Raw genomic sequence first — 26,087 nt, 5'->3', positions numbered from 1 at the left:
ACTTGCAACTTTGGGAGAACTGTCTAAAGTGTAGGCAATGACGCTAACTGCACAACATTTGTGCTCGGAATGAACTGTGGCACGGGCACATGATCTCTGCCTCGAGAAACGGGAACTCTGTGACCGGCTTTGAAACTCGACGCCCTAAATCATTCAAAATTGGCAATGTTGCCATTGCCAATCCGGTGCTTCTTGCGCCGATGTCCGGCGTCACGGACGCGCCGTTTCGCCGGCTCGCGGCCGCTCTGGGGGCCGGTCTTGTCGTCTCCGAAATGACAGCGAGCGACGATCTCGTAAACGAGCGGCCGATGTCCAAGCTCCGATGCGAGGCAACCGGTATTGGCCCGCATGTGGTTCAGCTCGCCGGATGCCAGGTCCACTGGATGGCGGAAGGCGCGCGGATCGCCGAAGCCGCTGGCGCGGACATCATCGACATCAACATGGGCTGTCCGGCACGGCATGTGACCGGAGGCCAGTCCGGCTCGGCCCTGATGCGTGATCTCGACCACGCCTTGACTCTGATAGAGGCGACTGTCGCGGCGGTGAAGGTGCCGGTGACGTTGAAGATGCGGCTCGGCTGGGACGAGCGCAACCTGAACGCGCCGGATCTCGCGCGCCGCGCGGAAGGCGCCGGCGTGCAGATGATCTCGGTGCATGGCCGCACGCGTTGTCAGTTCTACAAGGGTGAGGCCGACTGGGCGGCAGTGCGCACCGTCAAGGATGCGATCAGTATTCCGCTCGTGGTCAACGGGGACATCACCTCGTTCGAGAGCGCGGTTTCGGCGCTTGAATCATCGGGTGCCGACGCCGTGATGGTTGGCCGCGGCGCGCAGGGGCAGCCGTGGTTGCCCGGTCAAATCGCGCGTCGCCTCGAAACCGGCGCGGTCGAAGGTCCGCCGGCGTTGCCGGAGCAACTCGACCACATCCGCGCGCTCTATGAAGAGGTTTGCAGCCATTACGGACTGCGCATTGGCCTGCGCCATGCGCGAAAACATCTCGGCTGGGCGCTGGACGTTGCCGCTCGCTGCGCCAGGGCGCCTGCCTTCAGCCTTAAAAAGTGGCGCACGAAGATTTTGACGTCGGAAGATCCCTCCGGCGTGCATCGTTCGCTCACGGATGCGTTCGCCGAGTTTGCATGGAGCGCTGCTGCATGAGCTTAGCCGCCGAACATCGCAGTCCCATGCCATCGGATGGCGAGGCTATCCTCAACGCCTTGCCCAACCCGGTGCTGCTGGTTGCGCCCGACGGTCGGATCGTCGACGCCAACATGGCTGCGGAATCATTCTTTGAGATATCGACCCAATTCCTGCGTCGGCAGTCGCTGAAAGAACTCGTACCGTTCGGAAGTCCGCTACTCGCGTTGATCGATCAAGTGCGCTCAAGCGGCTCGGCCGTCAACGAATACAAGGTCGACTTGGGCACGCCGCGTATCGGCGGTGATCGCCAGGTGGATCTTCACGTTGCGCCGCTGAGCGAACGGGCAGGCCATATCGTCGTGATGCTGCAGGAGCGCACCATTGCCGACAAGATGGACCGCCAATTGACGCATCGAAGTGCCGCGCGATCGGTGATCGCGCTGGCAGCGATGCTGGCGCACGAAATCAAGAACCCGCTCTCCGGTATTCGCGGCGCCGCCCAACTGCTCGAGCAGGCGGCTTCGTCCGAAGATCGAATGCTAACGCGGCTGATCTGCGACGAGGCGGACCGTATCGTGACGCTGGTCGACCGCATGGAGGTGTTCGGCGATGATCGGCCGGTGGCGCGTGGACCCGTCAACATCCATTCGGTTTTGGATCATGTCAAACGTCTCGCGCAATCGGGGTTTGCACGCAACATCCGCTTTGTTGAAGAGTACGATCCATCGCTCCCCCCGGTATTGGCCAATCAGGACCAGTTGATTCAGGTGTTCCTGAACCTGGTAAAGAACGCGGCGGAAGCGGTGGCCGATCTCGGCAGCGATGCGGAGATTCAGCTCACCACTGCATTTCGTCCTGGCGTTCGTCTGTCGGTGCCGGGAAAGAAATCGAGGGTCTCGTTACCCCTGGAATTTTGCGTCAAGGACAATGGGGCAGGCGTGCCCGAGGACTTGCTGCCTAATCTATTCGATCCATTTGTGACGACCAAGTCGACAGGTAGTGGACTGGGGCTTGCGCTGGTGGCGAAGATTGTCGGCGATCATGGCGGCATCATCGAATGCGAATCCCAGCCTCGGAAGACGATTTTCCGCGTGCTGCTGCCGATGTTCAACACCGCCGCACACTTCGATCAAAGCAGCCGCGATGACGTGTTGGTAACGTCTTCGCATGCCTCACCGAGACAAGATGAGGAGCGATAAAGATGCCCGCAGGTAGCATACTCGTCGCCGACGACGACACGGCCATACGAACCGTCCTGAATCAGGCTCTCTCCCGTGCTGGATACGAAGTGCGGCTGACCGGGAACGCGGCGACGCTATGGCGATGGGTCAGCCAGGGAGAGGGCGATCTCGTCATTACCGACGTGGTGATGCCCGACGAGAACGCGTTCGATCTGTTACCGCGGATCAAAAAGATGCGGCCCAACCTTCCGGTCATTGTCATGAGCGCGCAGAACACGTTCATGACCGCGATTCGCGCCTCCGAACGGGGCGCATATGAGTATCTACCGAAGCCGTTCGATCTGAAGGAGTTGATCGCGATCGTCGGCCGGGCGCTGGCGGAGCCCAAGGAACGGGTGGCTAGCCAGCTCGACGACTCCGAGTTCGACTCGATACCGCTCGTGGGCCGCTCGCCGGCGATGCAGGAAATCTACCGGGTGCTGGCGCGGCTGATGCAGACCGACCTGACGGTGATGATCTCCGGCGAGTCCGGCACCGGCAAGGAGCTCGTCGCGCGCGCGCTGCACGACTACGGAAAGCGCCGCAACGGTCCCTTTGTCGCTGTTAACATGGCGGCCATCCCGCGTGACCTGATCGAATCGGAGCTGTTCGGCCACGAACGCGGTGCATTCACTGGCGCGAACACGCGCGCTTCCGGCCGGTTCGAGCAGGCGGAAGGGGGTACGCTGTTTCTCGACGAAATTGGCGATATGCCGATGGAAGCGCAGACCCGTCTTCTGAGGGTACTGCAGCAGGGCGAGTACACCACGGTCGGCGGCCGCACCGCGATCAAGACCGATGTGCGTATCGTCGCGGCGAGCAACAAGGATTTGCGTATCCTGATTCAGCAGGGGCTGTTCCGGGAGGATCTGTTCTTCCGGCTCAACGTGGTGCCGTTGCGGCTGCCGCCGTTACGCGAACGGATTGAAGATTTGCCCGATCTGATCCGGCATTTTTTCGCGCTGGCAGAAAGGGATGGGTTGCCGCCGAAAAAGTTCGATACGCTGGCGATAGAGCGCATGAAGCAATATCGCTGGCCGGGAAACGTCCGCGAACTCGAAAATCTCGCGCGGCGGCTCGCGGCGCTATATCCGCAGGACGTGATCACGGGCTCGGTGATCGATGGTGAGTTGGCGCCGCCGGCCGTGACGTCCGGAGGCAGCATGCAAAACGGCGTCGATGATCTCAGTGGCGCTGTCGAAGCCTACCTGTCGTCGCACTTTTCAGGTTTTCCGAACGGCGTACCGCCGCCGGGCCTGTATCACCGCATCCTTAAGGAAATCGAGGTGCCGCTGCTCACCGCCGCGCTTGCGGCCACGAGGGGCAATCAAATCCGCGCAGCCGACCTGCTCGGGCTCAACCGCAATACACTGCGAAAAAAAATTCGAGATCTGGACATTCAGGTCTACCGGAGTGGCAATTAGCGGCTTTAAGCGGGCAGACGGCATCAGATTGGGCCGGTCGGCGTTAAGACGCGCCGTGGAATTGTCGTAATCGGGCAACATTGTGATATGAATGCATCACTCCGCGGGCAGCGGACACAACGCTTCGGCTCACACTTTCCAACGAATGACCAGCGCAGACACTTCGGCCGCATCGTTCGACACGTCGTTTGCCGAGCCAAAGGGGCGGTCGCCCTGGAGGTGGGTAGCGCCATTTGCGGTGTGCATCGCACTGCTGTCGGCCCTGCTTACTTTTGTGGTGCTCACGGGGCTGACCCGCATCCAGCCGACCCGGGAAGTCGTCATAACGTTTATGCTGATCAACGCAGCGGTTATCCTGCTGCTGGTTGGCATCATCATCCGCGAAGTTTGGAAGGTTCTGCAGGCTCGCCGCCGGGGCCGGGCCGCTGCCCGACTGCATGTTCAGATCGTTGGGCTGTTTTCCGTGATCGCGGTATTGCCGGCGGTGCTGGTCGCGATCGTCGCCAATGTGACCATAGACAGGGGTTTTGATCGCCTGTTTTCGGGCCCTACGCGCGAAGTGATCCAGAACTCGTTGATCGTCGCACGCGCCTATCTTTATGAGCACGCCGAGCTCATTCGTGGCGACATCCTCGGAATGGCCAACGATATTTCTCATGCCCGGCCGTTGTATGATCAGGATCGCCGAACATTTCGCGAGCTCCTCACCGCAAGTGCTGCCTCCCGCAACCTGCCGGGGGCAATGCTGATCGACAAGGATCGCAACATTCTGGAATCGGCACAGACCGGGATTCAGCAGACCTTCACGACCCCCGCGCCGGAATTCCTGAGCAATGTCAGAGAAAATGAACCCGAGATCTCAGTATTTCCGGAGGGGAATTACGTCGCCGCGGTAATCCGGCTGCGAGCATTTAACGACACCTTCCTGTACGTGGCCCGACTGCTTGATCCGCATGTGGTTGCCCAGGTGAAAGAAACCCAAGCCAGCGTCGCCGAATACGCCGAGTTGGAATCACGCCGGCTCGGGATGCAGGTGTCACTCGCGCTGATGTTCGCGGTCATCGGACTGACTCTCCTGATGGCATCGGTTCTGATCGGATTGAACTTCGCCAATTGGTTGGTTGCTCCCATCCGGCGGCTCATGAGCGCCGCCAATCTGGTCTCGACGGGCGATCTTCACGTCCAGGTGCCGGTGCATAAATCGGAGGGCGACCTCGCGCAGCTGGCTGAGACCTTCAACAAAATGACTCAGGAGTTACGCACGCAGCGAGACGAATTGGTCAGCGCGAGCGACCTGATCGACAGCCGCCGCCGGTTTATCGAAGCGGTGTTGTCTTCGGCAAGTGCAGGCATCATCGGCGTCGACGCATCCGGCAGTGTCGGTATTCTCAATCGCTCGGCCGAAAAACTGATCGGCCACGCGGAATCGGAGACGCTGGATCATCCTTTGTCAGACGTGCTTCCGGAACTTGACGAGATCATGAAAACCGCACGCGAAGGCACGCAGCGACTGGTTCAGGGGCAGATCACGATCACGCGTGACGGCCACGAGCGCAATCTCTCTGTTCGCGTCAGTGCCGAGCAGACCAGCCACTCGCGGGACAGCTTTATCATCACTCTGGACGATATTACCGACCTCGTCTCGGCCCAGCGCACGTCGGCATGGGCGGACGTTGCCCGGCGTATCGCGCACGAAATCAAAAACCCGCTGACCCCAATTCAACTTTCTGCCGAACGCATTCGCCGCAAATTCGGCAAAGCCATCACCGAGGATAAGGCGGTGTTCGAGCAATGCACCGATACCATAGTGCGACAGGTCGACGACATCCGGCGGATGGTCGATGAGTTCTCGCGCTTCGCGCGGATGCCGAAGCCGGTGATCGAAGGCGAAGATGTCGCCGATACCGTGCGCCAGGCCGTGTTCCTGATGCGGGTCGGACACCCAGAGATCGATATCGAAGCCGTCATCAAGCAAGACCCGATGCGGGCGCAGTTCGATCGGCGTCTTATCTCGCAGGCACTGACCAACATCATCAAAAACGCGACGGAAGCGATCGAGGCGGTCCCGCCGGAGCAGCTGGGGAAGGGGCGGATCGAGGTTGTTGCTGGGCGCGAGGGCGAGGACATCGTGATCGATGTCATCGACAACGGCATTGGACTACCGAAAGTCAGCCGGGCGCGTCTGCTAGAGCCCTACGTCACGACGCGGGAAAAAGGCACTGGTCTTGGACTGGCGATTGTCGGTCGCGTTCTGGAAGACCACGGCGGCCGGATCGAACTCAATGATGCCGCCGATATCCGGCCGGGTCAGCGCGGAGCTTGGATGCGGTTGCGTTTTGCCATTTCAGGCCACGCACCGAAGGCGGAAGGCAAAGAAGCTGTCGCAGATACCAAATCGCCGAAATCCGAAACTACGGAGGCGGCAGAGGCGATTAACAAAGAAGCAACAATCGAAGCCGCAGCAGGCAAATGACGGGACGGGCGTAACCCATGGCAAGTGAAATTCTGATTGTCGACGATGAGGCAGACATTCGCGACCTGGTTGCAGGCATTCTCGATGACGAGGGCTTCACCACTCGGACTGCACGCGACAGCGATACGGCGATGAGCGAGATCGGCAACCGTCGCCCGCATCTCGTATTTCTGGACATCTGGCTGCAAGGCAGCAAGCTCGACGGTCTTCAATTGCTGGAGCAGATCAAGCGGGATCACCCCGACATGCCCGTCGTGATGATCTCCGGGCATGGCAATATCGAAACCGCGGTCGCGGCGATCAAACGCGGCGCCTACGATTTTATCGAAAAACCTTTCAAGTCCGACCGACTGATCCTGGTCGCCACGCGCGCGCTCGAAACGTCGCGGCTGAAGCGCGAAGTCAAGGAACTCAAGCAGCTCGCACCCGCCGCAAGCGTTCTGACGGGACGCTCAGCCTGCATGAATCAGCTTCGCCAGACCATCGAGCGAGCCGCAAAGGCCAACAGCCGGATCATGATTGTCGGACCTTCCGGCGCTGGCAAGGAACTGGCAGCACGAACGCTGCACAATCTCTCAGGTCGCTCTGAAGGACCGTTCGTCGTCATCAACGCTGCGGCGATCACGCCCGAGCGCATGGAAGTCGAACTGTTCGGCATCGAACAGTCAAATGGCGAGCATCAGCGCAAAGCTGGCGCGCTGGAGGAAGCGCATGGCGGCACGCTGTTCATCGACGAAATCGGCGACATGCCGCGCGAGACCCAAAACAAGATCTTGCGGGTGCTGGTCGACCAGACGTTCCAGCGTTCAGGAGGGACCACCAAGGTCAATGTCGATGTTCGCATCATCTCGTCGACAGCGCGCAACCTAGAAGAGGAGATCGCCGCCGGGCGTTTCCGCGAGGATCTTTATCACCGGCTCTCGGTGGTGCCCATTCGGGTGCCACCGCTCTCCGAACGCCGGGAGGACATTCCCGAGCTGATTGACTATTTCATGGACCAGATTTCGGGCGCGACGGGATTGCCAAAACGCCAGATCGGGCAGGATGCTATGGCGGTGTTGCAGTCGCATGTCTGGCCCGGAAATGTCCGGCAACTGCGTAACAACGTCGAGCGCGTGATGATTCTAGCGGGCGGCGGTCCGGAAGTGATTATCACCGCTGACATGCTGCCGCAGGACGTCGGCTCGATGGTGCCGGCGATGCCTACCAGTAACAATGGTGAGCATATTATGGGGCTACCGCTCCGGGAGGCTCGGGAGGTATTCGAGCGCGATTACTTGATTGCCCAGATCAGCCGTTTCTCAGGAAATATCTCCCGAACGGCTGAGTTCGTCGGCATGGAGCGCTCGGCTCTGCATCGCAAGCTTAAGGCACTTGGCGTGGGATGATCGGCTCTCGCGAAGCCATTTATGCGCCGCATATGAGAAATTTGCCGAGTTTCGAGGCAATCCGGGGAATTGCGGCTGTGCCTGGGTCGGCGAACCGCCTTGCCTAAAAACGCCGCCTGCCTTCTAATCATGCCGCCGTGCCTTCCGGAGGGGGATCTCAGGACAGAGCCGGCAGCCGGATGACGCGCGAAAGCGGGCAATCGGTTCAAACAAAAAGAAGCAAACAAGACTGCGGGATAAAAACAATGGCGGCAGACCGCGCACAAAATCTTCAGGACACCTTCCTTAATCACGTTCGCAAAACTAAAACGCCACTTACGATTTTTCTGGTCAATGGAGTAAAGCTGCAGGGGATTGTCACATGGTTCGACAATTTTTGCTTGCTGCTCCGGCGCGACGGTCATTCGCAGCTCGTCTACAAGCATGCGATCTCGACCATCATGCCCGGCGCTCCGATCCAGTTGTTCGAAGGCGGCGAGGATGCGCCGGCTTGAGAGTGATCTGATTGGAACCGCGTGATCCCGAAAGGGGGACCGACCGCGCACGGTCGGCTGCGGGTAAACCCAGCGGGCGCGTGATCGTCATCGGCCCGTATATGCGAAGGCGTCGCGGCGATACCGAGACGCAAACGGATCAACATGTCATCCGCAATACGGAGGCACGGCTTGAGGAGGCCGTAGGTCTGGCGCGCGCCATTGACCTGACAATAGCCGATGCGCTGATCGCGCCGGTCACTCAGATCAGGCCAGCGACCTATCTCGGCAAGGGCAAGGTCGAGGAGATCGTGGGGTTGATCAGCGGGCACGATATCGAGCTGGTTGTCATGGATTGCGCGTTGTCGCCGATCCAACAGCGTAATCTCGAGAAAGCGTGGAACGCCAAGGTGCTCGACCGCACCGGCTTGATCCTGGAGATTTTCGGGCGTCGGGCCAAGACGAAAGAGGGCGCGCTGCAGGTCGAATTGGCCCATCTCAATTATCAGCGGAGCCGCCTGGTGCGGTCTTGGACGCATCTTGAGCGCCAGCGCGGCGGCTTCGGCTTCATGGGAGGCCCTGGTGAAACCCAGATCGAAGCCGATCGCCGCTTGATCGGCGAACGTATCACGAGGCTGGAAAATGAAATCAAGAAGGTCCAGGGAACACGTCGGCTGCATCGAGCAGGGCGCCAGCGGGTGCCATATCGCGTAGTCGCGCTGGTGGGCTACACCAATGCGGGAAAGTCGACGCTGTTCAATCGCCTGACCCGCGCCGACGTGCAGGCGGCCGATATGTTGTTCGCAACGCTTGATCCCACTTTGCGTGCCCTCAGCCTGCCGCATGGCGGCAAGGCGATGTTGTCAGATACGGTCGGTTTCATCTCAAACCTGCCTACCCAGCTCGTGGCGGCGTTTCGCGCCACGCTGGAAGAAGTACTGGAGGCGGATATCATCCTGCATGTTCGCGACATCTCGCATGAAGACACCGAGGCGCAACAGCGTGATGTCGAAACCGTTCTGCGTCAGCTCGGCATCGATCCCGACGTCGGACAGCGCATCCTGGAAGTTTGGAACAAGATCGATCGCTTTGACCAGGACGCGCGTGAAAACCTCAAGAACATTGCTGCGCGCCGCCCGACGGAGCGGCCGTGTTTTCTGGTTTCGGCCCAGACCGGAGAAGGAATCGAAGAGCTACTGTCTGCGATCGAACAGAGGCTGGCCTCAACCCGGATCACCCTGGACCTTTCGATCGACGCTGCTGACGGCGCGGGGGTCAGTTGGCTGCACCGCAATTCGGAAGTGCTCAATAAACAGCTTCGAGACGGCCGGTTTGATATGACGGTGCGTGTGGACGAAACCAAGCGCGACATCGTAATCGATCGTTTCGATGCCGTACCGCACATGGTTTCATAGTGCGATACGTTTATCCGGCCACCGACCTACGTATATGCGGGAGGAGGGCTGCGCCCGGACGACACGTCTTCGTCCGGCTTACGTCCTCGTTTTGGCCTCGTTCCACAACGCGTCCATCTCCTCCAGCGATGCTCCATTGAGCGAACGTCCCTGCGACTCCAAGCATTGCTCTATGTACGCGAAGCGGCGCTCGAACTTGGCATTGGTGCTCCGAAGCACCAGCTCCGGGTCAGCACCGATATGCCGCGCCAGATTGACCAGTGCAAACAGCAGATCCCCGGTTTCCGCCGCAAGTTCGTCATTATCCCTGCGGTCAAGCGCGGCCTCGATCTCGTCTGCCTCCTCGCGAATTTTGTTGAGCACGGCCCCCGGATCGTTCCAGTCGAAACCGACAGTAGAGGCCTTGCGCTGCAATTCCATCGCGCGCGCCAGCGCGGGTTGGCCGGCCTTCACACCCGACAGAATTGACTTGCGAGATCCGCGTTCTGCTGAATGCGCCTCCGCGCGCTCAGCCTTCTCCTCTGCCTTGATGCGCTCCCAGGCGCCCTTCACGTCGGACGGCGTCAATCGGCCGTCCTTGTCGGCGAAGACATGCGAATGCCTCCTGATCATCTTGCGCGTGATCGTCTCGACCACGTCGCCGAAGGAGAATGCGTCTTTCTCCTCGGCCATACGCGCATGAAACACGACCTGCAGCAGCAGGTCGCCCAATTCGTCCTTGAGGTCATGGAGATCGCCGCGCGCGATCGCATCAGCGACTTCGTACGCCTCCTCGATAGTGTAGGGCGCAATGGTCGTGAAATCCTGCTCGAGATCCCACGGACAACCCGAGCCGGGCGTTCGAAGGATAGCCATGATTTCGAGCAGCCGTGAAATGTCGCGGGAAGGGGTCATGGCACACCGGGTTCTGAGGCATCAGGCTTATAGGATGCAAGGTGCGGGTCGATCCAGCGAAACAGTAGAATGGTCGGTATTCCCGGTGGATTTGGCCAAGCGGGCAAGGGGTGATAATGGGCAGCCATGAACGTTCGATCGCCATCCGACACCGCGCTTGTGCTGTTCTCGGGCGGACAGGATTCCGCCACCTGCCTCGCATGGGCTCTACAGCGCTTTGCGCGCGTCGAAATGCTTGGCTTTGACTACGGGCAGCGCCATGCGATTGAGCTAAGCTGCCGCGAGCGTCTTTTGAGGGGCATCAAATCATTGCGCGCGGATTGGGCGGCGAAGCTCGGTGAAAACCACACGCTCGCAGTTCCGACATTGGCCGAGATCTCGGATACCGCGCTTACGCGAGATGTCGCGATCGCGATGGGTGCCGATGGTCTGCCCAATACGTTCGTGCCCGGTCGAAACGTGGTGTTCCTGACGTTCGCGGCGGCTTTAGCCTATCGGCGAGGCATCGATCACATTGTCGGCGGAATGTGTGAGACCGATTATTCCGGTTATCCTGATTGCCGCGACGACACCATACGGGCGCTGCAACTCGCGCTCAATCTCGGCATGAACAAGGCCTTCGAACTGCACACACCCCTGATGTGGTTGGACAAGGCCAGCACCTGGAAGCTTGCCAATGAACTCGGCGGGGCAGGGCTGGTCGACCTTATTCGTGAACACTCCCACACATGCTATCTTGGCGAGCGAGGTGCGCGACACGAGTGGGGTTACGGTTGCGGCGAATGCCCGGCCTGCGCGTTGCGCGCGAAAGGTTGGCGGGAATATGCGGGCTCGTAAGCTTACGACCCCCGCAGCCGTCGAATCCACTTCACAATCAAAGTTCAATCTGAGGACGGCCGAGCAAAATCTTCCGGCTTCAGGATGATCGGCGAACCATGCGGCGTGCGGTCGGCGGCGTGGTCCCAGGCATCACGATAGCGGTGCTGGATGTCGGAGCTGGCCACGCCTTTGGCTGAGACAAGATTTTCCAGCGTTGCCAACCAGTGTCGGTAATACGTCTCGCCGCTGTCGGGATCGCCTGCCGTTTGCGCGCGCTTGATTTCGTTCGCCAGCGCGGCCGCCCACTCGGTCCACGTAAACACGCCGCGGGCGTGGAGCGCGAGGGCCATGGCAAACGCCTGTGCTTCCCACGGTTCACGAAAGACCGGTCCATCAGCGTCTTGGGGAATGCCGGGCAGGGCGCGAGTTGCCTCAACTGCTGCTTCTGAACGGAGCGCCATCAGATGCGCTCCAGATAAGGTTCCCAAGCATCAACCGACACCCGCAGATTCGGATCGGACTCCTCGCCCCACAATTCCAGACCGTCAAAACTGACGGTGTAGAGCCATTGCGGATTCTCTCCGTGCCCGGACGCATTGCTGTCGGGAAAGACATGACAGCCCAGCACTCGGTCGATGATGCCGGCGTGCCCGCGCACATATTGAGGCAACCGCGTATGGGTGGCTGGATGGATCGTCTTGGCGCGCACGCGATCACCGACGGCGAATAGAGCAGGGCTCCTGGCCGAGCGCTCTGTTGGCCCGCCCCGATGCAGCACCGCAGCAACACCGTCGGGCGTCAGGATCTTCGCTACTGGTTTTGCCGGATGCAAGGACTTGCCGGCTGCAATCTCGTCGGAGGCGACCAGTCCGCGCTCGAGCAGCTGCCGCTCGAGCCCGGCAAACCAGATCTGGTAATAGCTCTTGCTCAGGTAGTCTTGAGGCGAACGATTTTCGCGGGCAAACCGCGACATGTCGATATTCCAACCGCCCGGCATGGCCATCGCCATTGTGACGGCGAATGCGCGTCGCTCCCACTGTGCGTGGAACACCGGCTCGTTCGGTTCCGGCCGCACTGGGCCTGACCAGGCGACGCCGCCCATATCGTGCGCGCCATCCATCACGTGGCCTCGTGAGGTTGTTTCGGCAACCCGGTGCCGATCATGCTATCGCGGGTGACAAGATCAGCGAGACGCTCCTCGCTCCAGCCTTCGGTGCCCGAGGGACGCAGGGGCAGCACCAGATATCGGATCTCCGCCGTCGAATCCCAAACGCGAATGTCCGTGCCTTCTGGTAACTCGAAGCCGAAATCGCGGAGCACCCCTCGTGGGTCCTTCACCGCCTTTGAGCGATACGGCGCGGATTTGTACCACACCGGCGGCAACCCGAGCACTGGCCAAGGGTAGCAGGAGCAAAGCGTGCATACGACCATGTTATGGAGGCGAGGCGTATTCTCGAGCGCGACGATGTGCTCGCCTTGACGCCCGGCATAACCGAGTTCGGCAATTGCCGGGGCGGCATCGCGGATGAGGCGGTCGCGAAAAGCCGGATCGCTCCAGGCGCGTGCCACAACGCGGGCCCCGTTCCGCGGGCCCACTTTGGTTTCGTAGGTCTCAATCAACAGATCGAGCGCGGCTGGGTCGATGTAGCCCTTTTCGGTCAGGATGGTCTCGAGCGCGCGTACGCGCAATTCCGTTTCGGACAATTCCGAATGGTCGTGATGATGGTCGTGGTCGTGATGGGTCATTTCAGAAGAATAGGCGTAATATTCCGGCCATGTCGAGATGCGGCCGAAGATCACATAATCGGGATTTTGATGGTCATTGGAGCCTGGAAGTACCTCTCTCGTGCGAGGTCGTGAGTTGCGCTGGAGAGCGGTTCGGATGCGTCCGCTACATACCTTTTTGGCGCACCGTGGCCCGGAGACTCAGCTAGCCTTACCATATGGGGTTAATGTGGCAACGCATGCTATTTGCCGCCGTAGCAGGTCTCGTGGCGCTGCTGCCGACAGACGAGGGCCGTGCTGCCAATGGCGCTTACGCGGTCGATGCCGCCGACATCTCCGAGACAGGATCATGCAAGGTCGAAAGCTGGATCTCCAGCGCAAGCAATCAGGATTTTTCGGCCGTGGCGAACCCGTCCTGCGTGGTGGATGTGTTCAAGCCGGTGGAATTGAGTCTTTTGACCAACAGGTCGCGTTCTGACGGCGAGTGGAGTACCGCCCTCAATCCAAAAGCCAAAACCAATCTCGTTCCGACGGGAATCGGCAGAGTCGGCTTTTCGTTTTTTGCGGGCGGCTCATTCGATGCGCTAACTGGCGCAAATCTTGCGGCCTTCGCGGTGATGCCGGCAACCTTTCGCCTTTCGGAAACTATGCGGGTCAACATCAATACCGGTTGGCTTTGGGACCGCACGCTGGACAGGCATTACATGACCTACGGCGTCGGGTTCGACTGGAAGTTCACCGATGTCTTTCAATGGACAATCGAAACATTCGGCCAAGCCGGCGCCGCCGATCTACCGAGCGTAGTTCGGCCGCGTTTCCAGACCGGCGTGCGCTATCGGCCGAACGAGATCTTCTCTGTCGACATCATCTACGGGCGCAACATCACTGGCGAAAACGCCAACTGGATCACGATTGGGACCACCATCCGCTTTCCCGTACCCGAGGGCAGGCCGGCGCGGGAGCGCACCGGCCATTTGTGAGCTATCCTGACGAAAAAATATAGGCTCGGGAGCATCAACTTCTCATGGAATTCGTAAAGATTGAAAAAGGACTTGGGCCCGACGGGCGCATTGCCGTGGTGCGCTTCGATCGCGGCGATGGCATCAATGCGCTGTCGCCGCAAGCGCTTCGCGAGCTCACCGAGACGGCGCGCAGCTTCGAGGATGACGGGGAAACCTCGGCCGTGATTCTCACCGGAGGCCAACGTGGGTTCAGTGCGGGTTTCGACCTCCGGGATGCCGAGGGTCGCTCCCGCTCGACGATGGATCTCGGCTCGTTGCGACGCCATCTCAAGCTGGGCCCACGGCTTACCAGAGCCTGGCATGACATGGACCAAATCACAATCGGTGCCATCGAAGGCTTTTGCGTCGGCGGCGGGGTCGCGCTCGCCGTGGCATTGGATTTCCGCATCATGGGTCGCGACGCGCATTTGCGGGTGCCCGAGATCGCCCTCGGCATGAACATGAGTTGGCAGAGCATTCCGCGCATGCTGCACCTGATCGGACCGGCGCGAACCAAACAAGCGGTCATCCTGGCCGACCAGCGCATCAGCGCCCAAGAGGCCTTTGAGTGGGGTTTGGTGGAGGAGGTGGCCGAACCCGGCAAGTCCTTTGAAATGGCCTTCGCACTTGCTGCAAAGATCGCCGCGCAGCCGCCGCTATCCGTCGCTATGACGAAGCTCACCGTCAATCGGCTGGCGCATGCGCTTGACGACCTCGCGAGCCATATTGGACGTCGATCAGTTTGCATTGGCGAGCCTGACCGAGGATCACAAGGAAGGCTTGGCCGCGTTTATGGCAAAGCGCAAGCCGCGCTTTAGAGGGCGCTGAGCGGGCTCGGAGTGCAGCCAGAAAGCCTTTGGCGAGGAATGCGAGATTCGCATAAGGTATATTATGGAATATCTTATATGGCGTCCTATCAATAACTTACAGAAAACTGATAAGAACGTCCGGAGATCGGTCGGGCTGTATCGCTTCCAGATTGGTGCCGCTGGGGGACGTCGATCCCGCTGACGCATCAGGTCGATCTCGGGCTATATATTGAGATGATTGCGGCGATCTGATCGTGCTCGCTTTCTTCATCTTTGCGCGGATATCGATCGGATTCCTGTAAAGCGGTACGCAATGGGAGGTACCCGATGAGTGGGAAGCAGAACCAGTACAACGTCGGACTGGACAAGACGCCGGCCAATTACGTGCCGCTCACGCCGCTTAGCTTCCTCGCCCGCAGTGCCGCCGTTTATCCCGATCTCATCAGCACGATCTATGAGGGCCGCACCTTCACCTGGGCGCAAACCTATGCGCGCTGCCGGCGGTTCGCATCCTTTCTCGCAAGCCAAAAAATAGGCGAAGGCGACACAGTGGCGGCGATGCTGCCGAATGTACCGGCCATGAACGAGGTCCATTTTGCGGTGCCGATGGCCGGCGCGGTGCTCAACGCACTTAACATCCGGCTTGACGCCCCCTCGATCGCGTTTCAGCTCGATCACGGCGGCGCGAAGATAATCCTAGTCGATCCGGAATTCTCGGCAGTAATTGCCGAGGCGCTCGGGCTCATGAAAGGGCCAAAGCCGTTCGTCATCGACGTAAACGACCCAAGCTTCGTAGGCGGAAAACAGATCGGCGGGGTCGAATACGAAGACGCGCTGGCACAGGGCGATGAAAACTTTGCGCCACGTCTGCCGCAGGACGAATGGGAAGCCATCGCCCTCAGTTACACCTCGGGGACAACCGGGAATCCAAAGGGCGTGGTGACCCATCACCGGGGCGCCTATCTCAATGCGATCAGCAATATCCTCGCGGGGAATCTTGGCCAGCACCCGGTCTATCTCTGGACGCTACCCATGTTTCACTGCAACGGCTGGTGCTTTCCATGGACCATCGCAGCCTCGGCCGGCATCAATGTCTGCCTGCGCAAGGTCGATCCCACGAAAATATTCGAACTGATCCGCCAACATGGCGTCACTCACATGGCCGGCGCGCCAATTGTATACAATACGCTGATCAACGCGCCGGATGCACCGAAAGGCACCGTCGCGCGGCGTGTTATCGGATTGATCGCGGGGGCAGCACCTCCAGTGGCTGTGCTCGAAGGTGCTGAAAGCATCGGGATTAAGCTCACCCATGTGTACGGCCTGACCGAGGTTTATGGCCCGGCGTCGGTATGCGCCGAGCAACCTGGCTGGGACCGCCTGCCCGTCGGTGAACGTGCCCAACTGAAACGAAGGCAGGGCGTGCCCTACCCGCTGGAGGAAGCCGTCACCGTGATCGATCCGGAGACAATGCGCGAGGTGCCGCGCGATGGCGAGACCATCGGCGAGGTGATGTTCCGCGGCAATATCGTCATGAAGGGCTATCTCAAAAACGAGAAAGCAACTCAGGAAGCGTTTGCTGGTGGGTGGTTTCACACCGGCGATCTCGGCGTGCTCGACGAACACGGCTATGTCATCATCAAGGATCGATCCAAGGACATCATCATCTCTGGCGGCGAAAACATCTCGTCCGTTGAGGTGGAGGACGTTCTCTATAAACATCCAGCGGTGCTGTTTGCCGCTGTGGTGGCGAAACCGGATAGCAAATGGGGAGAGGTGCCTTGTGCCTTTGTCGAATTAAAAGAGAACGCCCAAGCGACCGAAGCCGAAATCATCGCGTTTTGTCGCGCTCAGATGTCCGGCTTCAAGAGCCCGAAAGCGGTGGTGTTCGGACCTATCCCGAAGACCTCGACCGGAAAAATCCAGAAATTCATGCTGCGTGACCAGGTGGATTCCGCGAAGGCGATTTCGGCTTGAGTTGAAAGGGGTCACAGACACAACGCGCCCTGCTTCAGTCGCCCCGATCAAGGATTAGGCGCATGCCGTCATGAGCGGGTACGATGTTCCGTGGCAAGCTCTGACGCAGCACCTCGTAATCCAGGTCGGAATGCATGTTGGTTATGACGGCACGGCGTGGCTTGAAGCGCTCGAGCCACGACAACGCGTCATTGACACTGAAATGACTGGGATGCCCCGCGTAGCGCAGCCCGTCGATAATCCACAAATCAAGGTTTTCCAGAAAGGACCAGCTTTCGGGCGGAATGTCGTTGACGTCAGGCGTGTACGCCGCATCCGCAATCCGATAGCCGAGCGCGGCAATATTGCCGTGCTGCATGAGGAATGCCGAAAGCGTCACCGCTCCCCCCTTCCCTTCAATGGTACGACTTTCTCCCGCCTCGATCGCGTAACGATCAAGGATCGGAGGATAGTCGCTGCCGGGAGGTGACGCGAAGCAGTAGGAAAAACGCGGAATGATATCGACGGCCGTCGATTGGTTGAGATAGAAGGGAATGCGCCGACGCTGGTGCAGCACGACGGACCGGAGATCGTCTATGCCGTGCGTCTGATCGGCGTGCTCGTGAGTCAGGAAAACCGCATCCAGATGGTCAACCTGCGCATCGATCAACTGCTCGCGAAGATCCGGAGAGGTGTCGATCAGGACTTTGGTCGTTCCCTGATCCGCTGTCCGCTCCACCAGCAGTGAACAGCGGCGTCGCCGATTCTTTGGATTTTTGGAATCGCAGGCGCCCCAGCCGAGCGCCGGACGCGGTACGCCTGCCGACGAGCCACAGCCCAGAATTGTCAGCGTCAGTGTCATCCCATCGCTTCCGCGGATGGGACTTTCGAAAAGAAGCGGAAGAAGTTCGCGGTCGTTTGTCGCGAAATTTCATCAAGCGATACCCCACGGCTCTGCGCCAGAACCTTCGCCACTTCGACCACGTATGATGGCTCGTTTCGCTTGCCGCGAAATTTGCCTGGCGCCAGGTAGGGCGCATCGGTCTCGACCATGATGCGATCGGCAGGTAGTTCGGCGGCGAGATCGCGCAAAGCTTGCGACTTCTTGAATGTGAGAATTCCGGTAAACGAAATTGATAGACCCAACGAGATCGCCTTCATCGCCAGCTCCCGCCCACCGGTATAGCAATGCAGCACCGCGCGAAACGATCCCTTTGATATTTCATCTTCGAGAATACGGCCGCAGTCGTCGTCAGCATCTCGGGTGTGAATGACGAGGGGCAGGCCAGTGGCCCTCGCGGCTGCGATGTGTTCTCGAAATCCTCGCTCCTGAGCCTGGCGCGACCCGTGCTGGTAAAAATAATCCAGCCCCGCCTCCCCTAGTGCCACCACCTTCGGATGCTGCGTCAATGCAATCAGCTCCTGGGCGGAAATGCCGTCTTCTTCATCTGCATGATGCGGATGGGTTCCGACAGAGCAATAAACGTTTGGAAAGCGCTCGGCGATTGCGAGCAGGGCATCAAGCCGCTTTACCCGGGTCGAAATGGTGACGAGCCGCCCGACACCGGCGGAGGCAGCCCGAGTGACGATGGAATCTAGATCATCGGCGAAGTCAGGAAAGTCGAGATGACAATGACTGTCGACCAGCATCGGCTTTGAACCGTTCACGCCGCAGTCGGCTCAATATAGCGGGGAAAGACGGGGGTCGGCCCGGGAAGCACGGTTCCGGGTTTAATACGTCTGCCCAGTGCGGCAAAATTGCGCGAGTTGATCTCATTGGAAATGCCAAGGAGATCAAGCAGCTTCGCGCAGGCCGCAGGCATCGCGGGTTGCGCCAAAATCGCTACCTGCCGGACGACTTCGGCGGTCACGTAAAGTACGGTGGCCTGACGCTGGGGATCGGTCTTTGCCAACGCCCACGGCGCTTCGCCCGCGAAATAACGGTTCGCTTCGGCCACCACCGCCCAAGCGGCATTGAGCGCCTGATGAATCTGCTGCGTTGCCATTGCGCTGCGCGCTAACCCGATCATCCCATCCGCTTGCGCCAGAATGGTTTTGTCGTTGTCGCTGAAGGGACCAGGCTCCGGCAGCACGCCCTGATACTGCTTCGCGATCATGGACAGCGACCGTTGCGCAAGATTGCCAAAATCGTTGGCGAGATCGGCGTTGATGCGGGCCACAATGGCTTCGTGATTATAGCTACCGTCCTGCCCGAACGGCACCTCGCGCAGGAAAAAATACCGCATCTGGTCAACGCCGTATTGTTCGGCCAGATTGAAGGGGTCCACGACGTTGCCAACAGATTTCGACATCTTCTCGCCCCTGTTGAACAGGAAGCCGTGGGCATAAACGCGCTTCTGAACGGGAATTCCCGCCGACATCAGAAATGCCGGCCAATACACCGCGTGAAAGCGGATGATATCCTTGCCGATGATATGCACGTCGGCAGGCCAATAGCGCCAGTTCGGGTCGTCCTCGTCGGGAAAGCCCACTCCGGTGATGTAGTTCGTCAAGGCGTCGACCCACACATACATCACGTGCTCAGGATTCCCGGGAACACGCACGCCCCAGTCGAACGTAGTGCGCGAAATCGATAGATCCCTCAGACCGCCTTTGACGAAACTTATGACTTCATTCTTGCGCGAGTCAGGCCCTATGAAATCCGGCTGGTTTTCGTAGAGCGTCAGAAGCTTGTCCTGATATGCGGATAATCTAAAAAAGTAACTCTTCTCCTCGACCCATTCGACCGGTGTTCCCTGGGGCCCGCGCCGCACGCTATCTTCGCCGAGGATGGTTTCTTCTTCAGCGTAGTAGGCTTCGTCGCGGACCGAATACCAGCCGGCATAGCTGTCGAGGTAAATGTCGCCGTTATCAGCCATCCGCTTCCAGATCTCCTGGCTGGAGCGATGGTGCTGTTGTTCGGTCGTGCGGATAAAACGATCAAACGAGATATTCAGACGCTCGTCCATGTCTTTGAAGCGCTGAGCGTTGCGAGTGGCGACTTCGATGGTCGGCAGCTTTTCCAGTTCTGCGGTCTGGACCATTTTCAGGCCATGCTCGTCAGTGCCGGTTAGGAAAAATACATCCTTGCCATCCAGCCGCTGGAAACGCGCCAGCGCATCCGTCGCGATCGCCTCATAGGCATGACCGATATGCGGCACGCCGTTGGGGTATGCGATTGCGGTGGTGATGTAGAACGAATTTCTTTGCAATGCGACCGGGGAGCTCGCCGCTTGTCTGCTGCTGCGCCTTCCGCTTCTTTCCGTTGCGGCACCAGAGCGCTTTCTGGAGACGCTCGATTTGTTTGATGTTGGGGGACCCTTTGCCGATTGGGTTTTCTTGGGCGATTTTCTTGTCGGCTTTTTCAAAACTGTCTTCTTGGCCGAGGGTTTCTTTGCCTTGCGCTTCTTCGGCGCAATTGCTCGCTTCGCACGCTTTTTCGGCGCGGCAGCCTTGGTGGCGGGTCGACGCAATTTGCGGGCCTTCTTGCGGCTGCGTTTTTTGGCAGTTTTCTTACTGGCGATTGCCACCACAATTCCTCTTGGTGCTCAACAATATTGCTGGGGGGCTGACCGCCGGCGGGCGCCTAACGCGTCGCTTCCGCGAGCAGACCGAACACGGAGAAAACCAGAGGTTTTCGCTCCAGATTGTATTCCGCGGTGTCGCGAGCGGCGCGGTTAATCTTTTCCCACACCTCCGCAAGCCGTGCAAGGCGGGGAAGGTTTGCGTTGGCATTTGCCTCGTCGGCCCGAAGGTGCTCGCTGAACCACCGATCGACACTGTCGATAAAGGCTGCGAGGGCCACCCTGTCACTGTTACCGAGAGCGTCACCGAGGGCGTGAAGTTCGCGCGGATCAACGCTCGGCAGGGCGGCCAGCAGCGTTGCAGCGCGCTGCTGCAACTTGAGGGCGTCCCCGCCAAGTAACGTGATCGCGCGGGCAACGCTGCCCTCCGCCGGCTCGGTAGCCTCGATCAGCGCGGGATCATCGGGCGCCGTAGCGGTGGCTTCAGCAGCAGCCTTGCGGACATCGGAGCTGGCGAGAGGTCGCAAAAGCAGTTTGCGGCATCGTGACAGGATGGTCGGCAACACTCGCGCGGGCGCGTTGCTGACCAGGAGAAACAGCGATTGCTGCGGCGGTTCTTCGAGCACTTTCAGCAAGGCATTGGCGGCATTCGGATTGAGTTCATCCACGGTATCCACGACGCAGACACGCCACCCCTCCCCCGCCGCGGTTGATCCGAAAAACGAGATCGTCTCCCGTGTTTCATCCACGGTGATGACGGTCCGCAACACGCCCTTGTCGTTGCGTGTCCGCTCCAATGTCAGCAACCCGCCATGAGCTCCCGCCGCGACCTGTCGCGCGACCGGATCAGATGGATCAACCCAGAGCGACTCAGCGCGTTGTACGTCAGCGCCAAGCGGATTGCGATGCGCGAGCACAAAACGCGCCATTCTATAGGCCAGCGTCGCCTTGCCAATTCCCGCCGGACCCCCAATCAACCAGGCATGCGGAACGCGACCGCTTCGATAGGCATTCAACAATGCCATCTCCGCATGGTTATGCCCGAACAGCGCTGTGGTCTCGCGCGGGTGAACGGCGGATACGCGCGCCTCTACCTGGCGGGCGCTCATGCTGAGCTGGCCACGTTGCCGGGATTGGCGACGAAGAAGCGGTCGCGCAACGCGGTCCATATTTTTTCCGCAACAAGGGCCGGCTCTGCCGTCGCATCGATCAGCACGCATCGTTGCGGTTCGTCGGCGGCAATCCTTCGATAGGCCTCACGGAGTTCCTGATGAAATCTGAAGCCTTCAGCTTCGAAGCGGTCAGGGGAGCCGGCCCCCCGCCGAGCTTTCGCGCGCCTGATGCCAACTTCTACCGGCACATCGAGAATGATGGTCAGATCAGGTTTGAGATCGCCGATGGTGACTCGCTCCATGGCATTGAGAATTTCTGGCGACACCTTGCCGAGACTGCCTTGGTAGGCACGCGTTGAATCTGAAAACCGATCACACAGCACCCAGATTCCCTGATTGAGGGCGGGCTCGATCACGGTGCGGACATGGTCGTCGCGCGCGGCCGCAAACAACAGCGTTTCTGCCTCCGAGCCCAACAGCTTGCCCATGCCGGACAGCACAAGGTGCCTGATAATTTCGGCACCGGGAGACCCGCCCGGTTCTCGAGTTACTATGGACCTTAACTTCGCGGCCTTCAGGCGTTCCGCAATCGTCTTGATCTGTGTCGACTTGCCGGATCCTTCACCACCCTCAAAGGTGATGAATCGTCCGCGCCCCGGATTTCTTTTAATCGCAGGCTTAACCATTTCAAAGTTTCTCGGCGCCTAAGCGGAACGCGCCAATAACGAGTTCGCTTACCCCATCGATCGCCCGCCGCATGGTCGATCCCACGCCAATCGACTCGCCCGCATAAACTGGCGCCTCCATGGCGATATTGCCGGCGCGCCATACTCTGACCAGACCGATCTCTTGGCCGGCCTCGATCGGCGCCCGCACCGGCCCGCTATAAATGATACGCGCGATCAGCTTATCGTTGCTGTTCTTGTGGACCATCACCTCAATCGGTTTGGGACTGACCAGTTTGACCGAGCGGCTCGCGCCACCGAACACCTTGGCATAGCCGATCGGCTGCTGTGCCGCGAACAATGCTCGGGCCTCAAAATTGCGAAATCCCCATTCGAGCATCTTTTTGGCCTCGGAGGCGCGATCCTCGGGATCTTCCAGCCCATTGAGGACTACAATCAGCCGAGTCCCGTTTTGCACGGCGGACCCGACGATGCCGTAGCCACCTTCCTTGGTGTATCCGGTCTTCAACCCATCCGCGCCTTCCAGGGAATTCAGCAGCGGATTTCGATTTTGCTGCCGGATTTTGTTCCAGGTGAACTCCTTCTCGCCGAACAGCTTGTAGAATTCGGGATAGGTCCGGATGATATAACGCGCAAGCATTGCAAGTTCGCGCACCGTCATCTTGTTATCTGGGTCCGGCAAACCGTTGGAGTTGCCGAACGTTGATCGCATCATTCCTAGTTCGCGGGCCCGCTTGGTCATCAACTCGGCAAAGGCACGCTCGTTACCAGCCATGCCCTCGGCCAGCACCATGCAAGCATCATTTCCGCTCTGAATGATTGCGCCGTGCAGGAGATCATCCACGGAAATTTTGCTGTGAATGGCGGCAAACATCGTCGAGCCGCCGGCCGGCGCGCCGCCTTTGCGCCAGGCGTTTTCGCTGACGCGATATTCGTCCGTAAGTTTGATCTCGCCTTGCTTGATCGCATGGAAGACAACTTCGGCGGTCATCAGCTTCATCATGCTGGACGGGGCCCGCAACTCGTCGGCGTTCTTCTCAAACAGCACGCTGCCGCTGGAGGCTTCCATCAGAATCGCAGTCGGCGCGTCACCATCGAAGCCGCCCTCTTCCTTCTTGGCGCCTTGAATGCTGTTATTGGCGGCGTATACCGCACCGGCCCAACCGACGGTCGCCACCAGTACACCGGCCAGTAGATTGGGCCAGAAGCGCCGAGGCGTGCGGAAGATTGCTATCCAGAGTGCCATTGAGGCCGGCCTAATAACAGTTGGAAGGAGCGCAAACAACACGGGTTTCGGGCGGCGGCGGCTTACTGCGCCAGCTCAAACGAGCGGATATCGCGAGCAGCAAACGGCCAAAGCGGCTTTCGCGTCCACCTGCGGTACCCTCTAATGTAGGACGACGTGATCATTTCGCCAACCGCTCACATCCCAGCGGTGGGGCCGCCCGCAGTTTCATCGCGGCTCCAAGGATTCCATCATCACGGGCTTGATCGGCGCCAAGCGCGTTGGCGACAGGTAGCCCAGTTTCAACAGGAGCGCGCCGCTGAGGTCAGTGCCGTCTTGATCGAAGTCCTGAACGCGAACGCGCGCAGCCGATGAAAGCCAAGCCTCAATAAAGTCCTCGGCCGGTAAGCAATTCGCTCGGCCCACGCGGCTCGGTCGGCGCGTAAGCCGAGACCGGACGGACCGCGGATGCATAAAGGTCGTCGCTTTCGTAAGACACCGCGTGATGATTTTGGAGCGTGCGGCCATCGGCATGGTGGCGAGCCGAAGCGGAGATTTCCGAAGTTGCATTGATTGAGGTCAAGTCGGCCGCTGTGTTGCCGAGACTGTAGGGACGCCCCTCGGGCACCGGAATGTCCCCCCTTATTGGATGAGCGCGGGATGTTATTTCCGGGACAAACGGACGCGCCGATGCCACCCGGACCAGCGACGGTGACGGCGCTGGCACACCCGTTCGCAGCGTGGCCATCAGCTGAACGTCGTCAGAGCCTTCCAGCGGCGCCCGCCCCACATATTCGACCCGGACACGCGCGATGCCATTGCCCTTGAATTCGAGTAATTCGGCGGCTCTGTTCGAGACATCGATGACCCGGTTGCCGTGATAGGGTCCGCGGTCGTTGACGCGGACGATGAGCGACTTGCCGTTCGAGATATTCGTCACTCGTGCATAGCACGGCATCGGCAGAGTCGGGTGCGCGGCCGTCAGCGCCCCCATATCGAATATCTCGCCGTTGGCGGTGAGCCGGCCGTGGAAGTCATCGCCGTACCAGGACGCCAGGCCCTCCTCGCGATAATTGATGTCCTCCTCGGGCACATAAACCCGCCCAGCCACCGTGTATGGTTTGCCGACCCGATAAGTCCCTCCGCCCTTCGGCACGGGGTCGCCGAATTCCACGACCCTGGGGCTTGAGGAAATGCCATATCTGGGATCAACCCGGCTGGCGAATTTGCCGGATGAGGCGCAGTTGGCGAGCAAAAGACATGCGGCAATCACCACCGCGCCTCGGGCTGTCAACGCGATTTGATCTGGCCTTTGAATCCCCATCTGCCCCAACTTCGTTTCAACGTGCAAACCCCACTTCCCATTGAGGCCTGACGGTCTGTCCATGATGCAGCCCACCTCCGCATCAAGGAATGAAGATATCGCATCCGGAAGGCGGCGGAAATGGGGAGAGGCTTGGGGTGGTAAATCAAAGGTTGTCCGGCGGGCTCCGTCGATCTGCGGGCTTTCAACCGCGGGAAATCGCCTAGCTGTGGGCTGCCGGTGTCCGGACAGACTGTTGCAGCAAATCATCAGCCTCGTCCGATCTTCGACTCCAACGATTGAATCTTTTTGACTGTGCAGGGCTGCAATCGTTTTGTCTCGTGTGTGGGCGCAAAGGAAGTTGCGATGATTGAGACGGTTACGGTGGTTATTGGCTTGGTGAGCGCCGCGATCTTCTTGGCTCATGCCTTGGAAGGCTACCGGTACTGGGCCTGAGGCCGGGGGGCCGGTTCGCGGGGAAAGACGCGCGACTCTTTCCGGAGAGACCTGTTCGGAAGGCTTTAAATTCGAGAAGGCGTTGAATCAGGCAGGCACAACATGCGGCGTCACGATTAGTCTCCGACGGATTCCTGACGCTGACCGCAGCCAGCTACGTGCTGCTGTGCTCGAGCTTGCTGGCTTTCGCGTTGAGCTAGCGCGCAGCTGCCGCTACCCTAGCGCAAGTTCCCCCTGCGGCGCCACCTTTGAGCTACTAACCAATTCCGAGCAGTTCCTATTGATCTCACCATCAGGTTGCTGTTGGATGCAATCGGGCTTGGGGGATTTCATTTATGCGTATTTTGGGGATCGTGGCGCTCGCCGCCACGCTGGGAGGGTGCGCGTCTATCACGCGCGGAACGACTGAAAACATCAGCATTGCATCGACGCCGGCCGGGGCCGAGGCGACAATTTCAGGGCTCGACGTCCCGACTGCGTGCGTTACGCCATGCGCGATCGTTGCCAAGCGGTCTGCCGACATTTCGATCTCCTTTGCGAAACCGGGCTTTAAAACCGAGGTAGTTACGCTGACCAAGGAAGTACCCGCAACGGGGGCGGCCGGCTTTGCCGGCAATGTCATCGCTGGCGGCCTGATCGGCATGGGCGTTGACGCAGCAACCGGAGCGGCACTCGATCACAAGCCCAATCCCGTCATTGTCACGATGGTGCCGATTGCACCCGCGGCGTCAGCTCCTGTCCGGTCGCCCAAGCCCGCGCACCGAGCGCCAGAGGCAGGGACTTAAGGCTCGCCCGGGAGTCCATTTCCTAGTAACCCCTTTCGCCGCCCTTCCCGCTTTGCTATGCCGCTCGCGGTCGGAGCACGGAAGGGTGGCCGAGTGGTTTAAGGCACCGGTCTTGAAAACCGGCGTGCCTGCAAGGGTACCGTGGGTTCGAATCCCACCCCTTCCGCCAGTATACTGTTCCCCCTTGTTCGCCATCATTCGGAATCCACAACAATCTCAGTGCTTTCCTCCGGATTGCTGTACTTATTTGTTCTCCGGTGTTC

Annotated in this window: 22 protein-coding genes, 1 tRNA gene and 1 pseudogene; 13 read left to right on the top strand and 11 right to left on the bottom strand. The window is 59.7% G+C overall.

Going from position 1 to position 26,087, the window contains the following annotated elements; translation table 11 throughout:
• The first annotated feature begins 89 nt into the window (after window positions 1-89).
• The 7 genes from dusB to hflX all read left to right on the top strand — a co-directional run bounded on the left by dusB (window position 90) and on the right by hflX (window position 9,529).
• Entirely contained in the window at window positions 90-1,154 is a 1,065-nt protein-coding gene (dusB, locus tag VJV58_RS15300; RefSeq protein ID WP_414641504.1) for a tRNA dihydrouridine synthase DusB, read from the top strand.
• Window positions 1,151-2,335: a nitrogen regulation protein NR(II) gene (locus VJV58_RS15295; protein WP_324138204.1), complete on the top strand. Its 1,185-nt coding sequence runs from the start codon at window positions 1,151-1,153 to the stop codon at window positions 2,333-2,335. Before dusB ends, VJV58_RS15295 begins: the two co-directional genes overlap by 4 nt.
• Window positions 2,336-2,337: 2 nt before the next feature.
• Window positions 2,338-3,780 (top strand): nitrogen regulation protein NR(I), encoded by a 1,443-nt coding sequence (ntrC, locus tag VJV58_RS15290; RefSeq protein WP_324138203.1) that lies wholly within the window; start codon window positions 2,338-2,340, stop codon window positions 3,778-3,780.
• Window positions 3,781-3,925: 145 nt separating this feature from the next.
• Window positions 3,926-6,253, top strand: a complete 2,328-nt coding sequence (locus tag VJV58_RS15285; RefSeq protein ID WP_324138202.1) for a PAS domain-containing sensor histidine kinase — start codon at window positions 3,926-3,928, stop codon at window positions 6,251-6,253.
• Between the two features lie 17 nt (window positions 6,254-6,270).
• The gene (locus VJV58_RS15280) at window positions 6,271-7,641 is read left to right on the top strand and encodes a sigma-54 dependent transcriptional regulator (RefSeq protein ID WP_324138201.1); all 1,371 of its coding nucleotides are present in this window, start codon (window positions 6,271-6,273) and stop codon (window positions 7,639-7,641) included.
• 245 nt (window positions 7,642-7,886) lie between these two features.
• Window positions 7,887-8,135 carry an RNA chaperone Hfq gene (gene hfq / locus VJV58_RS15275; RefSeq protein ID WP_006020546.1) on the top strand — a complete coding sequence of 83 codons (249 nt, stop codon included), beginning with the start codon at window positions 7,887-7,889 and terminating at the stop codon, window positions 8,133-8,135.
• 101 nt (window positions 8,136-8,236) lie between these two features.
• The gene (gene hflX, locus VJV58_RS15270; protein WP_414641503.1) at window positions 8,237-9,529 is read left to right on the top strand and encodes a GTPase HflX; all 1,293 of its coding nucleotides are present in this window, start codon (window positions 8,237-8,239) and stop codon (window positions 9,527-9,529) included.
• A 78-nt stretch (window positions 9,530-9,607) separates the two neighbouring features.
• Here the strand turns inward: hflX and mazG are convergent, their stop codons facing one another.
• Entirely contained in the window at window positions 9,608-10,423 is an 816-nt protein-coding gene (gene mazG, locus VJV58_RS15265; protein WP_324138199.1) for a nucleoside triphosphate pyrophosphohydrolase, read from the bottom strand.
• A 126-nt stretch (window positions 10,424-10,549) separates the two neighbouring features.
• On the opposite strand from mazG, the gene queC reads away from it, so the two are divergent.
• Window positions 10,550-11,260 carry a 7-cyano-7-deazaguanine synthase QueC gene (gene queC, locus VJV58_RS15260; RefSeq protein WP_324138198.1) on the top strand — a complete coding sequence of 237 codons (711 nt, stop codon included), beginning with the start codon at window positions 10,550-10,552 and terminating at the stop codon, window positions 11,258-11,260.
• A 44-nt stretch (window positions 11,261-11,304) separates the two neighbouring features.
• Here the strand turns inward: queC and VJV58_RS15255 are convergent, their stop codons facing one another.
• From VJV58_RS15255 to nthA, 3 genes are read right to left on the bottom strand one after another with little or no spacing between them, the layout of a single operon-like run.
• Window positions 11,305-11,703, bottom strand: coding sequence for a nitrile hydratase accessory protein (locus VJV58_RS15255; RefSeq protein WP_324138197.1), 399 nt, complete (start codon window positions 11,701-11,703; stop codon window positions 11,305-11,307).
• Window positions 11,703-12,362 carry a nitrile hydratase subunit beta gene (nthB, locus tag VJV58_RS15250; protein ID WP_324138196.1) on the bottom strand — a complete coding sequence of 220 codons (660 nt, stop codon included), beginning with the start codon at window positions 12,360-12,362 and terminating at the stop codon, window positions 11,703-11,705. Before nthB ends, VJV58_RS15255 begins: the two co-directional genes overlap by 1 nt.
• Window positions 12,362-12,988, bottom strand: coding sequence for a nitrile hydratase subunit alpha (gene nthA / locus VJV58_RS15245; protein ID WP_324138195.1), 627 nt, complete (start codon window positions 12,986-12,988; stop codon window positions 12,362-12,364). Before nthA ends, nthB begins: the two co-directional genes overlap by 1 nt.
• A 197-nt stretch (window positions 12,989-13,185) precedes the next feature.
• Between nthA and VJV58_RS15240 the strand changes: the two genes are divergently transcribed.
• The 3 genes and pseudogenes from VJV58_RS15240 to VJV58_RS15230 all read left to right on the top strand — a co-directional run bounded on the left by VJV58_RS15240 (window position 13,186) and on the right by VJV58_RS15230 (window position 16,754).
• Entirely contained in the window at window positions 13,186-13,947 is a 762-nt protein-coding gene (locus VJV58_RS15240) for a hypothetical protein (RefSeq protein ID WP_414641502.1), read from the top strand.
• Between the two features lie 44 nt (window positions 13,948-13,991).
• Window positions 13,992-14,796: pseudogene (locus tag VJV58_RS15235) on the top strand (enoyl-CoA hydratase/isomerase family protein).
• A 308-nt stretch (window positions 14,797-15,104) separates the two neighbouring features.
• Window positions 15,105-16,754: an acyl-CoA synthetase gene (locus VJV58_RS15230; RefSeq protein WP_324138194.1), complete on the top strand. Its 1,650-nt coding sequence runs from the start codon at window positions 15,105-15,107 to the stop codon at window positions 16,752-16,754.
• Window positions 16,755-16,788: 34 nt separating this feature from the next.
• Here the strand turns inward: VJV58_RS15230 and VJV58_RS15225 are convergent, their stop codons facing one another.
• The 7 genes from VJV58_RS15225 to VJV58_RS15195 all read right to left on the bottom strand — a co-directional run bounded on the left by VJV58_RS15225 (window position 16,789) and on the right by VJV58_RS15195 (window position 24,604).
• Window positions 16,789-17,595 (bottom strand): MBL fold metallo-hydrolase, encoded by an 807-nt coding sequence (locus VJV58_RS15225; RefSeq protein WP_324138193.1) that lies wholly within the window; start codon window positions 17,593-17,595, stop codon window positions 16,789-16,791.
• Window positions 17,592-18,383: a TatD family hydrolase gene (locus VJV58_RS15220; RefSeq protein ID WP_324138214.1), complete on the bottom strand. Its 792-nt coding sequence runs from the start codon at window positions 18,381-18,383 to the stop codon at window positions 17,592-17,594. Before VJV58_RS15220 ends, VJV58_RS15225 begins: the two co-directional genes overlap by 4 nt.
• A gap of 14 nt (window positions 18,384-18,397) precedes the next feature.
• Window positions 18,398-19,945, bottom strand: coding sequence for a methionine--tRNA ligase (gene metG / locus VJV58_RS15215; protein WP_414641501.1), 1,548 nt, complete (start codon window positions 19,943-19,945; stop codon window positions 18,398-18,400).
• Between the two features lie 374 nt (window positions 19,946-20,319).
• The gene (locus tag VJV58_RS15210) at window positions 20,320-21,366 is read right to left on the bottom strand and encodes a DNA polymerase III subunit delta' (RefSeq protein ID WP_324138191.1); all 1,047 of its coding nucleotides are present in this window, start codon (window positions 21,364-21,366) and stop codon (window positions 20,320-20,322) included.
• Window positions 21,363-22,055 carry a dTMP kinase gene (gene tmk, locus VJV58_RS15205; RefSeq protein ID WP_324138190.1) on the bottom strand — a complete coding sequence of 231 codons (693 nt, stop codon included), beginning with the start codon at window positions 22,053-22,055 and terminating at the stop codon, window positions 21,363-21,365. Before tmk ends, VJV58_RS15210 begins: the two co-directional genes overlap by 4 nt.
• A 1-nt stretch (window position 22,056) precedes the next feature.
• Entirely contained in the window at window positions 22,057-23,301 is a 1,245-nt protein-coding gene (locus tag VJV58_RS15200; RefSeq protein ID WP_324138189.1) for a D-alanyl-D-alanine carboxypeptidase family protein, read from the bottom strand.
• Window positions 23,302-23,665: 364 nt separating this feature from the next.
• On the bottom strand, window positions 23,666-24,604 hold the full coding sequence (locus VJV58_RS15195) for a septal ring lytic transglycosylase RlpA family protein (RefSeq protein ID WP_324138213.1): 939 nt from the start codon (window positions 24,602-24,604) through the stop codon (window positions 23,666-23,668).
• A gap of 770 nt (window positions 24,605-25,374) precedes the next feature.
• Here VJV58_RS15195 and VJV58_RS15190 point away from each other — a divergent pair.
• Both VJV58_RS15190 and VJV58_RS15185 read left to right on the top strand, forming a co-directional pair.
• A complete protein-coding gene (locus tag VJV58_RS15190) occupies window positions 25,375-25,824 on the top strand; it encodes a translation initiation factor 2 (RefSeq protein ID WP_324138188.1) in 450 nt (149 codons plus the stop codon).
• Window positions 25,825-25,903: 79 nt separating this feature from the next.
• A tRNA-Ser gene (locus VJV58_RS15185) sits at window positions 25,904-25,993 on the top strand.
• Window positions 25,994-26,087 lie beyond the last annotated feature (94 nt).

This window comes from Bradyrhizobium sp. (assembly GCF_035273305.1).
GTDB lineage: Bacteria > Pseudomonadota > Alphaproteobacteria > Rhizobiales > Xanthobacteraceae > Bradyrhizobium.
Note: the sequence above shows the minus strand (reverse complement) of the source record. Positions and strands in the feature narration are given on the sequence as shown.

What these genes read in the sequence shown, in the direction of transcription:
- VJV58_RS15295 (WP_324138204.1), top strand. Translation starts at nt 1,151, where the DNA reads ATGAGCTTAGCCGCCGAACATCGCAGTCCCATGCCATCGGATGGCGAG.
- VJV58_RS15200 (WP_324138189.1), bottom strand. Translation starts at nt 23,301, where the DNA reads ATGGCACTCTGGATAGCAATCTTCCGCACGCCTCGGCGCTTCTGGCCC.
- hfq (WP_006020546.1), top strand. Translation starts at nt 7,887, where the DNA reads ATGGCGGCAGACCGCGCACAAAATCTTCAGGACACCTTCCTTAATCAC.
- VJV58_RS15190 (WP_324138188.1), top strand. Translation starts at nt 25,375, where the DNA reads ATGCGTATTTTGGGGATCGTGGCGCTCGCCGCCACGCTGGGAGGGTGC.
- VJV58_RS15280 (WP_324138201.1), top strand. Translation starts at nt 6,271, where the DNA reads ATGGCAAGTGAAATTCTGATTGTCGACGATGAGGCAGACATTCGCGAC.
- VJV58_RS15230 (WP_324138194.1), top strand. Translation starts at nt 15,105, where the DNA reads ATGAGTGGGAAGCAGAACCAGTACAACGTCGGACTGGACAAGACGCCG.
- tmk (WP_324138190.1), bottom strand. Translation starts at nt 22,055, where the DNA reads ATGGTTAAGCCTGCGATTAAAAGAAATCCGGGGCGCGGACGATTCATC.
- dusB (WP_414641504.1), top strand. Translation starts at nt 90, where the DNA reads ATGATCTCTGCCTCGAGAAACGGGAACTCTGTGACCGGCTTTGAAACT.
- hflX (WP_414641503.1), top strand. Translation starts at nt 8,237, where the DNA reads ATGCGAAGGCGTCGCGGCGATACCGAGACGCAAACGGATCAACATGTC.
- VJV58_RS15240 (WP_414641502.1), top strand. Translation starts at nt 13,186, where the DNA reads ATGGGGTTAATGTGGCAACGCATGCTATTTGCCGCCGTAGCAGGTCTC.
- nthB (WP_324138196.1), bottom strand. Translation starts at nt 12,362, where the DNA reads ATGGATGGCGCGCACGATATGGGCGGCGTCGCCTGGTCAGGCCCAGTG.
- mazG (WP_324138199.1), bottom strand. Translation starts at nt 10,423, where the DNA reads ATGACCCCTTCCCGCGACATTTCACGGCTGCTCGAAATCATGGCTATC.
- VJV58_RS15285 (WP_324138202.1), top strand. Translation starts at nt 3,926, where the DNA reads ATGACCAGCGCAGACACTTCGGCCGCATCGTTCGACACGTCGTTTGCC.
- nthA (WP_324138195.1), bottom strand. Translation starts at nt 12,988, where the DNA reads ATGACCCATCACGACCACGACCATCATCACGACCATTCGGAATTGTCC.
- VJV58_RS15210 (WP_324138191.1), bottom strand. Translation starts at nt 21,366, where the DNA reads ATGAGCGCCCGCCAGGTAGAGGCGCGCGTATCCGCCGTTCACCCGCGC.
- ntrC (WP_324138203.1), top strand. Translation starts at nt 2,338, where the DNA reads ATGCCCGCAGGTAGCATACTCGTCGCCGACGACGACACGGCCATACGA.
- VJV58_RS15255 (WP_324138197.1), bottom strand. Translation starts at nt 11,703, where the DNA reads ATGGCGCTCCGTTCAGAAGCAGCAGTTGAGGCAACTCGCGCCCTGCCC.
- VJV58_RS15220 (WP_324138214.1), bottom strand. Translation starts at nt 18,383, where the DNA reads ATGCTGGTCGACAGTCATTGTCATCTCGACTTTCCTGACTTCGCCGAT.
- queC (WP_324138198.1), top strand. Translation starts at nt 10,550, where the DNA reads ATGAACGTTCGATCGCCATCCGACACCGCGCTTGTGCTGTTCTCGGGC.
- VJV58_RS15195 (WP_324138213.1), bottom strand. Translation starts at nt 24,604, where the DNA reads ATGGGGATTCAAAGGCCAGATCAAATCGCGTTGACAGCCCGAGGCGCG.
- VJV58_RS15225 (WP_324138193.1), bottom strand. Translation starts at nt 17,595, where the DNA reads ATGACACTGACGCTGACAATTCTGGGCTGTGGCTCGTCGGCAGGCGTA.